Raw genomic sequence first — 16,125 nt, 5'->3', positions numbered from 1 at the left:
GATTACTTGAATTGCTGCGTGGCACGCACGAACTGGTCGAGCTTCTCGCGGGCGGCGCCGCTGGCGATGGCCTTGCGGGCGCGTTCGATGCCGTCCTCGATCGAGCTGGCCACGTTGGCTGCGTAGAGCGCGGTGCCGGCGTTCAGCGTGACGATCTCGCGCGGCGTACCCGGCACATCGGTCAGCGCTTCGAGCAGCATCTCCTTCGATTCCACGGCATCGGCCACCTTCAGGCCCCGGTTGGAGATCATCGACAGGCCGAAGTCCTCCGGGTGAATCTCATACTCGCGCACCTCGCCATCCTTGAGTTCGCCGACCAGCGTGGCGGCACCGAGCGAGACCTCGTCCATGCCGTCCTTGCCGTACACGACGATGGCGTGCTTGGCGCCCAGGCGCTGCATCACGCGCACCTGAATGCCAACGAGGTCCGGGTGGAACACGCCCATCAGGATATTGGGGGCGTCCGCCGGGTTGGTCAGCGGGCCGAGGATGTTGAAGATGGTGCGCACGCCCATCTCCTTGCGGATCGGGGCGACGTTCTTCATGGCCGGATGGTGCGTCGGCGCGAACATGAAGCCGATGCCGGTCTGCTCGATGCACTGGCCGACCTGCTCCGGCGTGAGCATGATGTTCACGCCCAGCGCCTCCAGCACATCGGCGCTGCCCGACTTGGACGACACGCCCCGGTTGCCGTGCTTGGCGATCTTCGCGCCGGCGGCTGCCGCCACGAACATCGACGCCGTGGAGATGTTGAACGTATGCGACCCATCGCCGCCCGTTCCCACGATATCGACGAAATTGTCGCGATCCGTCACCGGCACCTTGTTGGCGAACTCGCGCATCACCTGCGCCGCCGCCGAGATCTCGCCGATGGTTTCCTTCTTGACGCGCAGCCCGGTCAGGATGGCGGCCGCCATCACGGGCGAGATCTGCGCCTGCATGATCTGCCGCATCAGGTGCAGCATCTCGTCATGGAAGATCTCGCGGTGTTCGATGCAGCGCGTCAGCGCTTCCTGCGGCGTGATGGACATGGCGGATTCTTGAATAGGGTCGGGGGCGGGGGCGAACGTTGCGGGATCGAGCCGCCTCATCACGGCACCTTCAGGAAGTTGGCCAGCAGCGCATGGCCGTGTTCGGACAGGATCGATTCCGGGTGGAACTGCACGCCTTCCACGGCCAGCGTCTTGTGGCGCACGCCCATGATCTCGCCGTCCGGCGTCCACGCGGTCACTTCCAGGCAATCGGGCAGGGTCTCCCGCTCGATCGCCAGCGAATGATAGCGCGTGATGTCGAAGTGCCGGGGCAGGCCGGCGAACACGCCTTCCTGGGTGGTTTCGATGGTGCTGACCTTGCCATGCATCACCTGCTTGGCGCGAATCACTTTTCCGCCAAATGCCTCGCCGATGGCCTGGTGGCCGAGGCACACGCCCAGCAGCGGGATCTTGCCCGCGAAGTGTTGCAGCACGGCCACCGAGATGCCGGCTTCCTTCGGGCTGCACGGGCCGGGCGACACGCAGATGCGCTCCGGGTTGAGCGCCTCGATCTCCTCGAGGGTGATCTCGTCGTTGCGGTAGGTCCGCACATCGGCGCCGAGTTCGCCGAAGTACTGCACCAGGTTGTAGGTAAACGAGTCGTAATTGTCGATCATCAGCAGCATGGTCGTTTCTCCAGTTCCTGGGGTCAGAGGTCGGCGTCCAGGCCGTCCTGGACTTGCTCGGCGGCGCGGATCACGGCGCGCGCCTTCGCCTCGGTTTCCCTCCATTCGGCCTCGGGGTCCGAGTCCGCGACAATGCCGGCGGCAGCCTGCACATAGAGATTGCCGTCCTTGATGATGCCGGTGCGGATGGCGATGGCGAGGTCCATTTCGCCGCCGAACGACAGGTAGCCCACCGCGCCGCCATAGATGCCGCGCTTGCGGGGCTCCAGTTCGTCGATGATTTCCATCGCCCGCACCTTGGGCGCGCCGGACAGCGTGCCGGCCGGGAAGGTGGCACGCAAAACGTCCAGATTGCTCATGCCCTCGCGCAGCGTGCCTTCCACCGAGCTGACGATGTGCTGCACGTGCGAGTACTTCTCGATGACCATCTTGTCGGTCACCTTGACCGTGCCGGTTTCGGCAATGCGCCCGATGTCGTTGCGCGCCAGGTCGATCAGCATCACGTGCTCGGCAATCTCCTTCGGATCGTTGAGCAGTTCGGTGGCGAGCTGGGCGTCACGCTCGGGCGTGCTGCCGCGCGGGCGCGTGCCGGCCAGCGGGCGGATCGTCACGATGTGCTTGCTGTCGGCATCGCCGTTGGTGCCCATCTTGCGGGTTTCCTGGCGCACCAGGATCTCCGGCGAGGCGCCCACCACCTGGAAGTCGCCGAAATTGTAGAAATACATATAGGGCGACGGGTTCAGCGAGCGCAGCGCGCGGTACAGCGACAGCGGCGAGTCGCGGTACGGCTTGACCAGCCGCTGGCCGATCTGCACCTGCATCATGTCGCCGGCCATGATGTATTCCTTGGCCTTGTGCACGGCGGCGATGTAGTCCGCCTTGGCGAATTCGCGGTAGACCTCGGACTGCACGGACGGGCTGGTCACCGGCACGTCCACCGGCTGGCGCAGCTTCATGCGCAGTTCGCGCAGGCGCTGGCGGGCGCGCGGGTAGGCTTCGGGGGTGGTCGGGTCGGCGTAGACAATCAGGTACAGCTTGCCGGACAGGTTGTCGATGACCGCCAGTTCCTCGCACAGCAGCAGCTGGATGTCGGGCAGGTCGAGATCGTCCGGCTTCTGCCTGTCGGCGAGCTTTTTCTCGATATAGCGCACCGCGTCGTAGCCGAAGTAGCCGGCCAGGCCGCCGCAGAAGCGCGGCAGGCCGGGGCGCATGGCCACCTTGAAGCGGCTCTCGAACGTGGCGATGAAGTCGAGCGGATTGCCTTCGTGGGTCTCGACGACCTTGCCGTCGGTGACCACCTCGGCGCGCTGGCCGTAGGCGCGCAGCAGCGTACGGGCATGCAGGCCGATAAACGAATAGCGGCCGAAGCGCTCACCGCCCACCACCGATTCCAGCAGGAAGGTGTTCACGCCGCGCGTTTGCGACTGAGCCAGCTTCAGATAGAGCGAGAGCGGCGTCTCCAGGTCGGCCAGCGCCTCGGCGATGATCGGAATACGGTTGTAGCCCTGGTCGGCCAGCGATTTGAATTCCAGTTCGGTCATGTCGATCCTCTTCTTGCGGCACCCGCGTATCGGATGTGGGGCGCGGCACCGCTTGTGTCGGCAGGGGAGGGCTGGCAACGCTGGCAACCCGCCCCGGGGGCGGACCGTGGTGCGAAGGGCTTGCACGAAGGCGCACAAGCGCGCACACGGCCGGGCGTGGCGTGCGGCGCGTTCTTGAGCTAACCGTAGCACATGCGGCTACGGCGCTGGCGGAGGGATCTGGGGATCGGCGCGGAGGCCGGCCTGGTGTGGCGGGGCCGGGTCCGGCGGAACCGGAACTCGTCGGGGGCGGCTGGCCGCGTGAAGCAGCTTGGTCCGGCCCGGCAAGTCCGTCAGGTGACTCGCGAACGCACTTTACGCCTGTTCAGAGGCGCGCCAGCGACGCCAGGGCCAGGCCTGCCGATCACTGCCAGAAAAGATGCGTTTGCGGTTGAGAAACATGGAGTTTTCAGCGTGGTACCCGCTGTGCGCGCTGTGCGGTAACAAGCGCTGCGGCGCGGGCAATGTCGGGGACTATACCATCGGCGTCAACGCCTTGTACAGGGTTCCCATGGTTGTAGCCATATGGCACCAACAGCACACCCATGCCGGCCGCGCGGGCCGCCTGCGCGTCGTTTTCGGAGTCGCCGATGGCCAGCACGGCGGCCGGATCGAGGCGGAATGCCTCGGCCACCCTGAGCAGCGGGAACGGATCGGGCTTGCGCAGCGCGAAGGCGTCGCCGCCGTAGACCAGTTCGAAAAACGGGGCCAGGCCGGTCTTGGCCAGCAGCGGTTCGGTGAAATTCCAGGGCTTGTTGGTCACGCAGGCCAGCCGCAACCCGGCCGCCTTCAGCGCCGCCAGCCCCTCGCGCACATTGGGGTAGAGCGCCGAGAACTGGCCGTTGATGCGCACGTACTCGCGGTCATAGAGCGCGTAGGCCTCGGCGAACAGCCCGTTGGCGTGCAGCGGCGAGAAGCGCGCGTCCAGCACCCGGCGGATCAGGTTTTCCGAGCCCTTGCCGACGAAGCTGACGATCTCCTGGGTGGACATCGGCGCCACCGGCCCCAGGTGCGGATGCAGGTGCGCCAACGCCAGCAGCATCGCGTTGACGGAGGCGTGGAAGTCGCCCGCCGTATCGACCATGGTGCCGTCCAGATCGACGATCACCGCCTCGATGCCGCTCCAGTCCGTGCGGCGCAGGATTTCAAGACCCATCTGTCCGGCCCGCCCGCTCAACGGCCAGCCGTGGCCAGCGCGTCGCGCAGCTGGCCGAGGACGCCGCGGTAGCCGCCATCGGCGTCCGGCTTGCTGAACACGGCGGAGCCGGCCACGAAGGTGTCCGCGCCGGCCGCGGCGATCTCGGCGATGTTGTCCACCTTCACGCCGCCGTCCACTTCCAGCAGGATCTGCCGGCCGGTGCGGGCCGTGTAGGCGTCGATGCGGGCGCGCACGGCGCGCAGCTTGTTCAGTGTCTCGGGAATGAACGACTGGCCGCCGAAGCCCGGGTTGACGGACATCAGCAGGATCACGTCCAGGCGGTCCATCACATGGTCCAGGTGGTGCAGCGGCGTGGCCGGGTTGAATACCAGGCCGGCCTGGCAGCCGTGGTCGCGGATGAGGGCCAGCGAACGGTCGATGTGATCGCTCGCCTCCGGGTGGAAGGTGATGATATTGGCGCCCGCCTTGGCGAAGTCCGGGATGATGCGGTCTACCGGGCGCACCATCAGGTGCACGTCGATCGGGGCGGTCACGTGCGGGCGGATGGCCTCGCAGACCAGCGGGCCCACGGTCAGGTTCGGCACGTAGTGGTTGTCCATCACGTCGAAATGGATCCAGTCGGCGCCGGCTTCGGTGACGCGGCGCACTTCCTCGCCCAGGCGGGCGAAGTCGGCGGACAGGATGGACGGGGCGATGCGGTAGGTGGGCGTGCTCATGGTGTGGGGCGGTGCGGGCGGGGCGGGTGGCCCGGCCGGCATCCGGATCGTCGGCATGGGAATGGCGCGTATTTTACGCCGGACCGGGCCCCTGGCGCCGGCGTCGCCCAGAATCCCGCCCAACCACGCCCAAAATCCGCCCGCTTGCCCCTGCCGGGGCCTTGCCGCACAATGCGGACACCCGACCGTGGCGCCTGGCGCCGCAGGCCGCCCCGATCCTCCATCCGATCCGTCGATCCCGGTCGACGCATGAGCCAGCAATGAGCGAGTACGCTTTTTCCGTGGCGGTACGCACCCAGTACCTGCCCGACCAGTCGGACCCCGATCGCGGACGTTTTGCGTTCGCGTACACCATCACCATCCACAACACCGGCGAAGTGGCCGCGCAGCTGATTTCGCGCCACTGGACCATCACGGACAGCGACAACGCCGCGCAGGAAGTGGCCGGCCTCGGCGTGGTGGGCCATCAGCCGCTGCTCAAGCCGGGCGAGCACTTCGAATACACGAGCTGGGCGACGATTTCCACCCCGGTGGGGTCGATGAAGGGCCTGTACTTCTGCGTGGCCGAGGATGGCCATCGCTTCGAGGTGCCGATTCCCGAGTTCGCGCTGGTGCTGCCGCGCATGCTCCACTAAGACTGGCGGGAACTCAGGCGGCGGGCGGCGGGTCTGCGTCCTTCGGTGCCTCGGCGGTCCGGGATGGATGATCCTTGGGCGCGCGGCTCGGGCGCGGATGCTTGCGCGCCGTGCCCATGGTCCAGACCACGATGAAGATCAGCAGCAACAGCGCCACGCCGGCTTCGGCCGCGAGCAGCAGGGTGGGATGGTCTTCGAAGAACTGGCTCATCGGGATCAGGATCGGGATCGAGGCGTGGATCGGTCAGACAGGTACGAGATTGTAGGACATGCGTGCCGCCGTGCAGCGCGCGCACGGTGTTAACAACGAAGACGATGGCATATCAGGAATCCTTTGGGGCGGTATCTCCGTGCAACCGGCCGGCAACGGGCGGGAAATCGGTGACATCCATGGCTGGATGGCGCACGTGGCTGGCGCTGGCCGGGGCAGCCGTGCTGCTGGCCGGCTGCATGAGCGGCCCGCCGCCGCGCGTGGAAGGCCCGGGCGGCACGCCCGGCACCCCGACGCCGCCGCCCTCCGCCAACGCCGGCCGGCTGCAGCCGGCGAGCTGGGCCGAGATCGGCGGCTGGAGCCAGGACGACGTGCGCGCCGCCTGGCCCGCGCTGCAGGCCAGCTGCCAGGCCCTGAAGAAGCGCGCTGACTGGAACCGCGTCTGCGCGGTCGGCCTGATGGTGGATGCCGGCGACCTCGCCGCCATGCGCGAGTACTTCGAGACCCATTTCCAGCCGTTCCGCGTGATCAATGGCGACGGCACCGATAGCGGCCTGATCACCGGCTATTACGAGCCGATCCTGCACGGATCGCGCACGCGCCAGGGCACCTTCCAGATTCCGCTGTACCGCCGTCCGCCGCAACTGGGCAAGGGCGCGCTGCCGGCCCGGGCCGAACTGCTGCGCAACCCGGCGCTGCGCGGCAACGAGGTGGTCTGGGTGGACGACGCCGTGGAAGCCGCCTTCCTCCAGATTCAGGGTTCGGGCCGTATCCGGCTGCCCGATGGCTCGGTGATGCGCGTCGGCTTCGGTGGCACCAACGACCAGCCGTTCCGGTCCTTCGGCAAATGGCTGCTCGACCGGGGCGAGATCACGTCCGCGCAGGCCACGATGCAGGGCATCAAGGCGTGGGCGCGCGCCAATCCGGCCCGCGTGGAGGAGATGCTCAACGTGAATCCGCGCTACGTCTTCTTCCGCGAACTCCCCGCGAACAACGACGGTCCGGTCGGCGCGCTGGGCGTGCCGCTGACGGCCGAGCGGTCGATTGCCGTCGATCCGGCCACGATTCCGCTGGGCGTGCCGGTGTTCCTCTCGACCACCCGGCCGCTCTCGACCGAACCGATCCAGCGCCTGATGTTCGCGCAGGACACCGGCTCGGCCATCAAGGGCGGCGTGCGGGCCGACTTCTTCTGGGGTGCCGGCGACGCCGCCGGCGAGACGGCCGGCCGCATGAAGCAGGGCGGCCGGATGTGGGTGCTGATGCCGCGCAGCTAAGCGGCAGCCTTCCACTTCGGGCTAGCGCGGCCGTTGATCCACGATGCGCCGCGCCTTGCCCACCGACCGCTCCACGCCGCCTTCGGGCAGGATCTCGATGGCGGCGGTGACGCCGATATACGCCTTGATATCGTGGACCAGCCCCGACCGGGCGTGCTGCGCCCCCTCGGGCTCGGCGCCGTGGGCGCATTCCACGCGCACCGTCAGCGTATCCATCGGCCCTTCCTTGCCCAGCACGCACTGGTAGTGCGGCGCCAGTTCGGCGTGCTTCAGGATCAATTCCTCGATCTGCGACGGGAACACGTTCACGCCACGCACGATCATCATGTCGTCGGTGCGGCCGGTGATCTTCTCCATCCGGCGGAACGCGGCGCGCGCCGTGCCCGGCAGCAGCCGCGTGAGGTCGCGCGTGCGGTAGCGGACCACCGGCATCGCCTCCTTGGTCAGCGAGGTGAAGACCAGTTCGCCGAACTCGCCATCGGGTAGCACTTCGCCGGTGTCCGGGTCGATGATCTCGGGGTAGAAGTGGTCCTCCCAGATCGTCGGGCCGTCCTTGGTCTCGGCGCATTCGTTGGCCACGCCGGGGCCCATCACCTCGGACAATCCGTAGATATCGACCGCCGAGATGCCCATGCGGCGCTCGATGGCCAGGCGCATCTCGGGCGTCCACGGCTCGGCGCCGAAGATGCCGATGCGCAGCGAGGTGCTGGCCGGGTCGATGCCCTGCCGCTCGAATTCATCGGCAATCGCCAGCATGTAGCTGGGCGTGACCATGATGATTTCGGGCTTGAAGTCCTGGATCAGTTGCACCTGGCGCTCGGTCTGGCCGCCGCCGAACGGGATTGCCGTCAGTCCGGCCTTTTCCACCCCGTAGTGCGCGCCCAGCCCGCCCGTGAACAGGCCGTAGCCGTAGCTGACGTGGACCTTGTCGCCGCGCCGCGCGCCCGAGGCGCGGATCGAGCGCGCCATGACCGTGGCCCAGGTATCGATATCGCGCAGTGTGTAGCCGACCACCGTGGGCTTGCCCGTAGTGCCGGAGGATGCGTGGATGCGCGCGATCTGGTCCTGCGGCACGGCGAACATGCCAAACGGGTAGTGGTCGCGCAGGTCCTGCTTGGTGGTGAACGGAAAGCGCGCCAGGTCCGCCAGCGACTGGATCTGGTCCGGATGGACCCCGGCGGCGTCGAACTTGCGCCGATAGACCGGCGAATGGTCGTAGGCATGGCGCACGGACCATTTCAGGCGATCGAGCTGCAGGGCCTGGAGGTCTTGCCGGCTGGCGGTCTCGATGGGCTCCAGCGGCAGGTCGGTGAGGCGCGCGCTCATGTCGGCTCCACCACGTGGCCCTTGATCTGGGCGGACTTGCCCCGGAACATCGCCACCGGCTCGCCGGCCTGGTTGGACACGCGGATGTCGTAGACGCCGTGGCGGCCGGACAGCACCTGCTCCTGGGCCTCGGCCGTCAGCACGTCGCCGCCGTGCACCGGGCGCAGGAACTCGATCGAACAGCCGGCGGCCACGGTGTTGATGTTGTGGCTGTTGCAGGCGAACGCGAAGCTGGAATCGGCGAGCGTGAATATCAGCCCGCCATGGCAGATGCCGTGGCCGTTGAGAAATTCGGGCCGCACCGGCATCGAGAGCCGGGCGTACCCGGGGCGCACGGCTTCCACGACGATGCCGAGCCAGCGGCTGCACGCATCGGCCTCATACATGGCGGCGGCGGCCGCTTCGGCCAGGGCCTGGGGGTCTTGGGGCAAGCGGGTCTCCTCGGGCTGTCTATATATATAGGGGGCGATGTTGGGCAGCGGGCTATCGGCCGGTGAAGTGCGGGGCGCGTTTCGCCAGGAAGGCGTTCACGCCTTCCGTGTAGTCGTGCGACTGGCCGAGGTCGTGCTGGAGGTCGCGTTCGAGGTCGAGCTGGGTGTCGAGCGTGTTCGTGGCGCTGGCGTACATCGCCCGCTTGATCGCCGCCAGCGCGCGGGTGGGCTGGGCGGCGAGGTGGGTGGACAGCGCCATCGCCTGTTCGGCCAGCAGGGGGTCGTCCATGACTTCCCAGACCAGGCCCCATTTCTCGGCCTCTTCGGCGCTGAGTCGGTCGCCGGTCATCGCCAGCCCCATCGCGCGGCCCATGCCGAGCCGCTTGGGCAGCAGCCAGGTGCCCCCGGAGTCCGGCACCAGGCCGATCTTCACGAAGGCCTGGATGAAGCAGGCCGAGCGGGCCGCCAGCACCATGTCGCAGGCCAGCGCGAGGTTGGCGCCAGCGCCGGCTGCCGTGCCATTGACGGCCGCCACCACGGGCAGCGGGAGCGCCTGGAGGCGGCGGATGAGCGGGTTGAACCAGGTGTCGATCAGTTCGCCGAGGTCGGTGCTGTGGCCGGGCGTGAAATCGAGATCGGCAAGATCCTGGCCGGCGCAGAAACCGCGTCCGGCACCGGTCAGCAGCAGGGCGCGGGCGCCGCCGGCTTCCACGTGGTCGAGCGCGGCGACCAGCGCCTCGTGCATCTGGTGCGTGAAGCTGTTGAGCTTGTCGGGGCGGTTCAGCGTGACCACGGCCACGTCGCCCTGCCAGCGCAGCAGGATCGGGCCGGCGTCGAGCGTCGCCCGGGCCGTGGCCGACGATGAGGATGGGGGCATGGTTGTCTCCTGCGCCATATTGTTCTCCGGGTCGGTGAGTGGATCTGACGCCACGATGCGCGCCCGGCCATTGTAGACAGCCATCGCGCGCAATTAAATAAACCGACCAGTCGGTCGGCAAATAATAGTAGGCCTGCGGATTGGGCGCAAGATGGGGTTACGCGCAGCCGCCTCGATCAGGCCGACTGCCATCCCCTCGCAGATTTGACAATTCTTGCCCTTCGACTACGGTTAGCGCGTGAGCTAGCGCTTTCATCACCTCTGCGAGGCCCGTATGCGCAAATGGAATCCATGGCTGGCCGTCCTGATGGCGGCGCTGGTATTACCCGTGGTGCCCGCCACGGCCTCGGCCACCGAGCAGGCCCAGCAACGCCGCGAAGGGCGCGACGTGCGCCAGGACACCCGTCAGGGATCGCGGGAGACGAAGCAGGATTGCCGCGCCAACGACCAGAAGAGCAATCCGCAGTGCCGGCAGGACAAGCGCCAGACCAAGCAGCAGGGCCGGGAGACCGCGCGCGACATCAAGTATTAATAGGCGGATCTCTGGATCTAGCGCGCCGGTTTCGCCAGTTCCTCGTCGATATAGCGCAGCAGCGCCTCTGACAGCGCCTCGCGCGGGTAGGCGTTCTGCGTGACGAACAGCGCGGCGACGGTGGTGCGCGTGCGGGCGATTGGCACGGCGAGTGCCCAATGGTCCGCATTGACGTAGGCCAGCAGCGTGCTGCCCGGAATCACCTGATCGTAGAACAGCATCTGGCTGTCATTGCGGGGATCGATCTGCGCCAGCTTCTCATGGCTCGACGTCAGGATCGACGAAATACGCCCCGGCTGGGGAAACGTCACCAGTGAGTAGTAGCGCGGCCCCGCCGGCAACGGATGTGCCGCCAGCCAGGCCTTGCGGACGGCCGGCCGCAGGCTCATCACGCCGCCGCCATCGCCGGGCTGGCAGGTGGAGCCGGGGAAGTGCTGGAGCAGGTCCGCCTGATATTGCTCGGCATCGTTGGCGAGCGGCGAGCCGCCCACCGCGCCCGCCGCGCTGACCACCGCCGCCACGCGGCCGAGGATCTCCGGGTAGTTGACCAGGGCCTCGAGGATGTCCGGCGCGCCCTTCGAATAGCCGATCAGTACGAGTCGCGGCCCAGCGGGGTCGAGCGGCGTGGCCATGACCGCGTCGCGGATCTGGCGCGCGTTGTAGGCCGAACTGGACAGCGCATCGACCGACAGCATCGCCCCGTCATAGCCGAACTCGCGCAGGTGCTTGCCCACGGCATCGGGCGGATTCAGCCACGGCGCGAAGCAATTGAAGCCGATGCCGGGCACGACCATCGCCACCAGTGGCCGGCGCGCAGGGCCGAGGTCGGCCGGCTTGCCGGTGCCGGACGGCTCCGTGCCGACGCGCGTCAGGGCTTCCTCGCACGGGCGATAGTCGGGCACAGTCTGCTGGCGGGTCTGCAGGATCGCGCAGAAGATCTCGCGGAAGCGCGCCCGCCCATCGCCCACGCCGGCGGCGGCGGCGGGCAGCAGGACCAGCGGCGGGGTCTCGGTGGAGTAGGGCACCAGCGGCTTCGAGGCGCAGCCCGCCAAGGCCAACGCCAACGCCAGTACCAACGCCAGGCTACTCGCGCGCATGGGACTCCCCTTCGACGATCGGCTCCCAGTCCAGGATGTCGATGTCCGACAGGCTCAGCGGGCGGAGCACGAAGAACATCACCGCCCGCCGCCCGTCGGTGTGGTAGTGGGCGCCGCTGAAGGTGGCCCGCTCCTGCGCCAGCGGCACCGGCGTGGGGCCCCGGACGAAGGCCAGCTTCTCCAGGCCCTCCGAATACATGCAGTCCTGGACCATCAGGTTGCGCGCCTCATCGACATCCCCATGCATCAGCTGCGCGACATCGGCCGCCGCGAAGCGCCCCCCCACCGGGCGGCCAACCTGCAGCAGGTACACCGGCCGCCCCTGATAGCTGATGGGCGCCAGCCAGACGCGGATCCACGTGGCCGGCGCCCCCGCCTGCGCCTGCTTGCGCAGCACCGCGTCCGGAATCCGGCCGAACACGCGCTGGGCGTTGTCGAAGTCCTGCTGGTTGCGCCGATAGTTGCGGCGGATCATGGCCGCGCTGAAATCCGCCACGGCGCCGACGACGATGCCGTTCAGCGGCTCGCCCACGCCCTGCCCGGCGGCGTCCGTCGCACAGCAGGGCAGGCGCTCCAGCGCGGCGCGCAGGCTGCCGAGGTCGGGATAGTCCGTCACGGCGGCGGGCGGATAGGCGAACAGCTTGCGCGAGAAGTCCGGGTGGCTGGCATCGTCCGGCACGCTCAGGAACAGCGTGAAGGCGATCAGGGTTTGATCGCCGAGCAGATCGACATTCAGCAGCTTGGTGCCGCGCGACGGATTGGTGAACACCACGCCGGAGCGGGTGGCGCCGGCCGGGATCGGATTGCGGAAGCCCTGCCGGTTGAACCACTCGTCCAGCCGCGCGTTGGACTTGCGGTCGAACCAGCTATGCACGGACCACGCCACTTCGAGCGGCGAGAAGTAGTCCGGATCGGTGCCGGTGCGGAGCAGGATCATCGACCGCTCGGAGGCGTTCTCCACCTCGATCCATACCGGCTGGACCCCCGTGCCCCGGATGTCGATGCCGAACATCCGGTCGGTGTCGGCCTGGCTCAGCACGGCGGCGCGGAGCGTGATGCCCTGCTTGGACGTGGTCTCCGCGCGGGCGCGCAGCGCGGTCACCGCGTCTGTGGTTGGCGGCTGCCAGGTGGAGCAGCCGGCCAGCAGCCAGGCGAGGAACGTCATCGGGAAGAGCGCGGGCAGCCAGCGCAGGGAGAATCGCCGCAGGGTCATCGGCCGATCCCCGGGGTGGCCCGGCGCTGGGCGTCGTGGTCCTGCCAGCGGAAGAACTGGATGCTGTCCAGCGACACGGGCCGGCGGTCGAACACCATCACCAGGCGGTCCCCATCGGTGTAGTACGGGTCCGTGGTCAGGTTCTGGCGCGGCTGCTCGGGCGGGGCGGCGCCGACGCCCGAGGCGTAACCGATCATCACCAGGCTTTGCGAATACGCCATGTCCTCGGCCAGCGCGGTGCGGGCTTCATCGACATCCGGGTCGATCTTGTGCGTGGTCAGCGTGGGCGAGTGGATGGTCAGGCGGCTGCCGATGTCGCGGCTGATCTGGCCGACCCAGACCGGCTTGCCGCGATAGCGCAGGGGGCTGAGCCAGAGCCGCAGGTGGTTGCGCTGGTGGATGGTGTCGCGCGCCTTCTGCAGCGCGAGGTCCTGCGGGCGGCCGAACAGGTAGAGATCGCTGACGGGCGCGTTGAGGTAGCGCTCGCCTGAGAGTGCCGATGAGACAACTCGCATGATGGCGCCCGACCATTTGGTCTCCGTCGGCCGCCAGCCGCGGCGCACGAGGGCCGGGAAGGCATCGTCCAGCCCGCCAACGATCACCAGGTTGAGCGGATCGGCGGGCTTGCTGCCGCCCTCGTTGGTGGCACAGCAGGGCAGGGCCTCGAGCGCCGCGCGGAAGGCGTCGTCATCGTCGTAGTCCCGAATCTGGTCGGGCGGATAGACCTCGCGGCGGAAGACGGCGCTGGTCTGGTAATCGCCGCGAAAGCCCGGCACGACGGTGAAGATCGAGAAGGCGTGGGCGTGGTCCTTGGCGACGAGGTCGAGCTGGATCAGCTTGACGCCTTCCTCGAGGTGGGTCAGGACCATGCCCGAACGGGTTTGGCCGGGGAGTACCGGGTTGCGGAAGGCGAGGCGGCCAAATCGCTCGGCGGCCTCGCGCCGCGCTTCGCGGGAGGCATCGGCGGCAAAGATATCGGCGGCTTCGGAGCTGGGGAAGAAGCTGGGGTCCAGTCCTACGTACATGAGCCAGATCGGGCGATCTGTCTCATTGTCGATCTCGACCCAGACCGGCTGCATGCCCCGCTTCGCCAGCGGCACCCCGTAGAGCGCTTCGCTCTCCGTCGCGGACAGGACCGAGACGGACACGTTGACGCCGCCATCCGAACGTGACCGCATGCGGTCCCGGTAGCCGGCGCCGGACTCGGGCGCCGGGCCGGCGCAACCGGTCACGAGCACGGCCATGCCGATGGTCGCCGCCACCCAGGCGGCCAGTCCGGCCCGCGAATGCCCGGGCGACATGGCGGCGCACGCGCAGGGCGACTCAGTTCAGGTCTTCATCCTTGTAATACTTGGTGCCCTTGGCCGTCAGTTCGACGGCCAGCCCGCTGTCCGTGATCTGGTAGACCCAGATCCCCGGCGCGACGGCCACCGCGCCCTGGAAGGCGCTGCCGCTGTCACCGGTTTTCGCGGCGGCGGTGGCTTGCCCCCCAATCGTCCAGCCAGAGTTGATGAATTCGTTCAGCGCCTTGTCGTTCTCGAACACCCAGACCATCTGGAATTTCTTCACGCCGATGCCCAACCCGGCCTGCAACTCGACCATCTTCATATAGACCATGGACTTGGTCTTGTTGTTGACGGCGATGCCTTCCCCCTTGCCGCTCCCCGCCAGCAGGATCTTCATGCCGAAGTTACTGAACGCGGCGTAGCCGGCGGCGGACTCGACCTGCTTGCGCGCCGCCGGCTGCGCCTTGTAAAGCGCATTCAGGGCATTTTGCGCAGCCTTGCGTACTTCAGCCTGCTCTTCCGCCTTGCTCGCGCCAAAGGCGAGGCCTGGGAAGGCGATCAGGGGGATTAAGGAGAATGTGGCCGTGCGACGATTCATGATGGCTCCCTTCTCCGCATCGACGGGGTCGAATGCGGATGCTGGCAAAGCATCTGGGATGCCGCTCGGCGCAATAGGAGGTGCGGCGCTTTTTGTAAGTGTTACCGCAAAATCGTGGGTTCAGATTAGGCGACGGTATGGCGCCGCGCAAGCGTCGCGCCGGTCTTCCCGCTTGACCGCCACGCCGCCCGCGCGCCAGTATCGTGGGCTGGCAGCAGACCTAATCCCATTGATAGAGAGAGAGGAGCAGACATGTCGTACGAGAACATCCTGGTGGAAACGCGCGGGCGCGTTGGCCTGGTGACGCTGAACCGCCCCAAGGCGTTGAACGCGCTGAACGACGCGCTGATGGACGAACTCGGTGCCGCGCTGACCGCATTCGACCAGGACGAGGCGATCGGCTGCATCGTCATTACTGGCAGCGAGCGCGCCTTCGCGGCGGGTGCCGATATCGGGATGATGGCGAAGTATTCGTTTATCGACGTCTACAAGGGCGATTACATCACCCGGAATTGGGAAACCATCCGGCGCATTCGCAAGCCCGTGATTGCCGCGGTGGCCGGTTACGCGCTGGGTGGCGGCTGCGAGCTGGCGATGATGTGCGACATCATCCTCGCGGCGGATAGCGCGAAGTTCGGCCAGCCCGAGGTCAAGCTCGGCACCATGCCCGGCGCCGGCGGCACCCAGCGCCTGCCGCGCGCGGTCTCCAAGGCCAAGGCGATGGATTTGTGCCTGACGGCCCGCATGATGGACGCGGCGGAGGCGGAACGTGCCGGGCTGGTATCGCGCGTGGTGCCCGCCGACAAGTTGCTCGAGGAAGCCTTCGCCGCGGCGGACGCCATCGCGAGCTATTCGCTGCCCGTGGTCATGATGATCAAGGAATCCGTGAACGCCGCCTATGAGACGACACTGAATGAAGGCGTCCACTTCGAGCGCCGGCTGTTCCATGCCACCTTCGCCACGGCAGACCAGAAGGAAGGCATGGCCGCGTTTGTGGAGAAACGCGCACCTGATTTCAAGCATCGTTGAGTACTGACTAGGGAATACCCGAGGCCAGTTGAGGGGTATTATCCCGCGGCAAAAATATTCTGCGGAGTGGAATTTCCTTATCGATCAAGGGTTTGTCTGGATAATGCGCGCTTGTCACGCACGGTGGCATGACAAGCGTGTTGCAAAGCCTTGGAAACGGGCCTACTATTCGTCCCCTCGCAACACAAACCGCGCTGCAAACGCAGCAGCGACAAGGGTTGCGGGGTTGATGGGTGGTCGGGCTGAGGAGTTTTTCAGCGCTGACCGCGGCGAAAAAAACTTCGCTGACCTGTTGACGAAACGCAGGTTGTTCTTCATAATCTCGTTTCTCTGCTGCGACGCAAACGACGCAGCGCAGACAAGCAGTACCGCCCCCGGCAAAGCCGGTGTGGCCAGTTCTTTAACAACCAAACAACCGATAAGTGTGGGCGCTTGATGGCGAACGCCACGCAGACTCCGGTCTGCGTGATGCTTCAAAAGTTATTAAGTGCTCGCACAGTAAAA

At 67.2% G+C, this 16,125-nt stretch carries 17 protein-coding genes; 4 read left to right on the top strand and 13 right to left on the bottom strand.

Translation table 11 applies throughout. From position 1 onward, the window contains the following. Nucleotides 1-2: 2 nt before the first annotated feature. From trpD to rpe, 5 genes are all read right to left on the bottom strand, one after another. Complete coding sequence (trpD, locus tag BM115_RS21690; RefSeq protein WP_092299037.1) at nt 3-1,031, bottom strand: anthranilate phosphoribosyltransferase; 1,029 nt, start codon at nt 1,029-1,031, stop codon at nt 3-5. A gap of 59 nt (nt 1,032-1,090) precedes the next feature. After that, entirely contained in the window at nt 1,091-1,657 is a 567-nt protein-coding gene (locus BM115_RS21685) for an aminodeoxychorismate/anthranilate synthase component II (RefSeq protein WP_092299034.1), read from the bottom strand. Between the two features lie 23 nt (nt 1,658-1,680). Then, on the bottom strand, nt 1,681-3,198 hold the full coding sequence (gene trpE / locus BM115_RS21680; protein WP_092299031.1) for an anthranilate synthase component I: 1,518 nt from the start codon (nt 3,196-3,198) through the stop codon (nt 1,681-1,683). A gap of 448 nt (nt 3,199-3,646) precedes the next feature. After that, a complete protein-coding gene (gene gph / locus BM115_RS21675) occupies nt 3,647-4,393 on the bottom strand; it encodes a phosphoglycolate phosphatase (protein WP_092299029.1) in 747 nt (248 codons plus the stop codon). Nucleotides 4,394-4,410: 17 nt separating this feature from the next. Next, nucleotides 4,411-5,112, bottom strand: coding sequence for a ribulose-phosphate 3-epimerase (gene rpe, locus BM115_RS21670; protein ID WP_092299461.1), 702 nt, complete (start codon nt 5,110-5,112; stop codon nt 4,411-4,413). Nucleotides 5,113-5,372: 260 nt separating this feature from the next. Here rpe and apaG point away from each other — a divergent pair, with 260 nt between their 5' ends. Next, on the top strand, nt 5,373-5,747 hold the full coding sequence (apaG, locus tag BM115_RS21665; RefSeq protein ID WP_092299026.1) for a Co2+/Mg2+ efflux protein ApaG: 375 nt from the start codon (nt 5,373-5,375) through the stop codon (nt 5,745-5,747). Between the two features lie 13 nt (nt 5,748-5,760). Here the strand turns inward: apaG and BM115_RS21660 are convergent, their stop codons facing one another. Next, nucleotides 5,761-5,958, bottom strand: a complete 198-nt coding sequence (locus BM115_RS21660) for a hypothetical protein (RefSeq protein WP_092299023.1) — start codon at nt 5,956-5,958, stop codon at nt 5,761-5,763. A 179-nt stretch (nt 5,959-6,137) separates the two neighbouring features. Here BM115_RS21660 and BM115_RS21655 point away from each other — a divergent pair, with 179 nt between their 5' ends. Then, nucleotides 6,138-7,232 carry a murein transglycosylase A gene (locus BM115_RS21655; protein WP_255370934.1) on the top strand — a complete coding sequence of 365 codons (1,095 nt, stop codon included), beginning with the start codon at nt 6,138-6,140 and terminating at the stop codon, nt 7,230-7,232. Between the two features lie 21 nt (nt 7,233-7,253). On the opposite strand, the gene paaK is transcribed toward BM115_RS21655, so the two are convergent. From paaK to paaG, 3 genes are read right to left on the bottom strand one after another with little or no spacing between them, the layout of a single operon-like run. Then, on the bottom strand, nt 7,254-8,558 hold the full coding sequence (gene paaK / locus BM115_RS21650) for a phenylacetate--CoA ligase PaaK (protein ID WP_092299017.1): 1,305 nt from the start codon (nt 8,556-8,558) through the stop codon (nt 7,254-7,256). Beyond that, complete coding sequence (paaI, locus tag BM115_RS21645) at nt 8,555-8,989, bottom strand: hydroxyphenylacetyl-CoA thioesterase PaaI (protein ID WP_092299015.1); 435 nt, start codon at nt 8,987-8,989, stop codon at nt 8,555-8,557. Before paaI ends, paaK begins: the two co-directional genes overlap by 4 nt. A 52-nt stretch (nt 8,990-9,041) precedes the next feature. Then, nucleotides 9,042-9,866: a 2-(1,2-epoxy-1,2-dihydrophenyl)acetyl-CoA isomerase PaaG gene (gene paaG / locus BM115_RS21640; RefSeq protein WP_177219985.1), complete on the bottom strand. Its 825-nt coding sequence runs from the start codon at nt 9,864-9,866 to the stop codon at nt 9,042-9,044. 307 nt (nt 9,867-10,173) lie between these two features. On the opposite strand from paaG, the gene BM115_RS21635 reads away from it, so the two are divergent. Further along, nucleotides 10,174-10,398 (top strand): hypothetical protein, encoded by a 225-nt coding sequence (locus BM115_RS21635; protein WP_255370941.1) that lies wholly within the window; start codon nt 10,174-10,176, stop codon nt 10,396-10,398. Nucleotides 10,399-10,415: 17 nt separating this feature from the next. Here the strand turns inward: BM115_RS21635 and BM115_RS21630 are convergent, their stop codons facing one another. From BM115_RS21630 to BM115_RS21615, 4 genes are read right to left on the bottom strand one after another with little or no spacing between them, the layout of a single operon-like run. Next, entirely contained in the window at nt 10,416-11,495 is a 1,080-nt protein-coding gene (locus BM115_RS21630) for a lipase family protein (protein WP_092299009.1), read from the bottom strand. Then, complete coding sequence (locus BM115_RS21625) at nt 11,482-12,708, bottom strand: LssY C-terminal domain-containing protein (RefSeq protein ID WP_092299006.1); 1,227 nt, start codon at nt 12,706-12,708, stop codon at nt 11,482-11,484. The genes BM115_RS21630 and BM115_RS21625 overlap by 14 nt, the downstream gene beginning before the upstream one ends. Next, entirely contained in the window at nt 12,705-14,009 is a 1,305-nt protein-coding gene (locus BM115_RS21620; RefSeq protein ID WP_177219984.1) for an LssY C-terminal domain-containing protein, read from the bottom strand. Before BM115_RS21620 ends, BM115_RS21625 begins: the two co-directional genes overlap by 4 nt. Before the next feature lie 22 nt (nt 14,010-14,031). Further along, nucleotides 14,032-14,592 carry a lipid-binding SYLF domain-containing protein gene (locus tag BM115_RS21615; protein ID WP_092299003.1) on the bottom strand — a complete coding sequence of 187 codons (561 nt, stop codon included), beginning with the start codon at nt 14,590-14,592 and terminating at the stop codon, nt 14,032-14,034. A 252-nt stretch (nt 14,593-14,844) separates the two neighbouring features. Here BM115_RS21615 and BM115_RS21610 point away from each other — a divergent pair, with 252 nt between their 5' ends. Next, nucleotides 14,845-15,621 carry an enoyl-CoA hydratase gene (locus BM115_RS21610; RefSeq protein WP_092299000.1) on the top strand — a complete coding sequence of 259 codons (777 nt, stop codon included), beginning with the start codon at nt 14,845-14,847 and terminating at the stop codon, nt 15,619-15,621. Nucleotides 15,622-16,125: the final 504 nt, after the last annotated feature.

Origin of the sequence: Cupriavidus sp. OV096, assembly GCF_900115455.1 — a bacterium.
GTDB lineage: Bacteria > Pseudomonadota > Gammaproteobacteria > Burkholderiales > Burkholderiaceae > Cupriavidus.
This window is presented reverse-complemented; position numbering and strand designations above follow the sequence as displayed.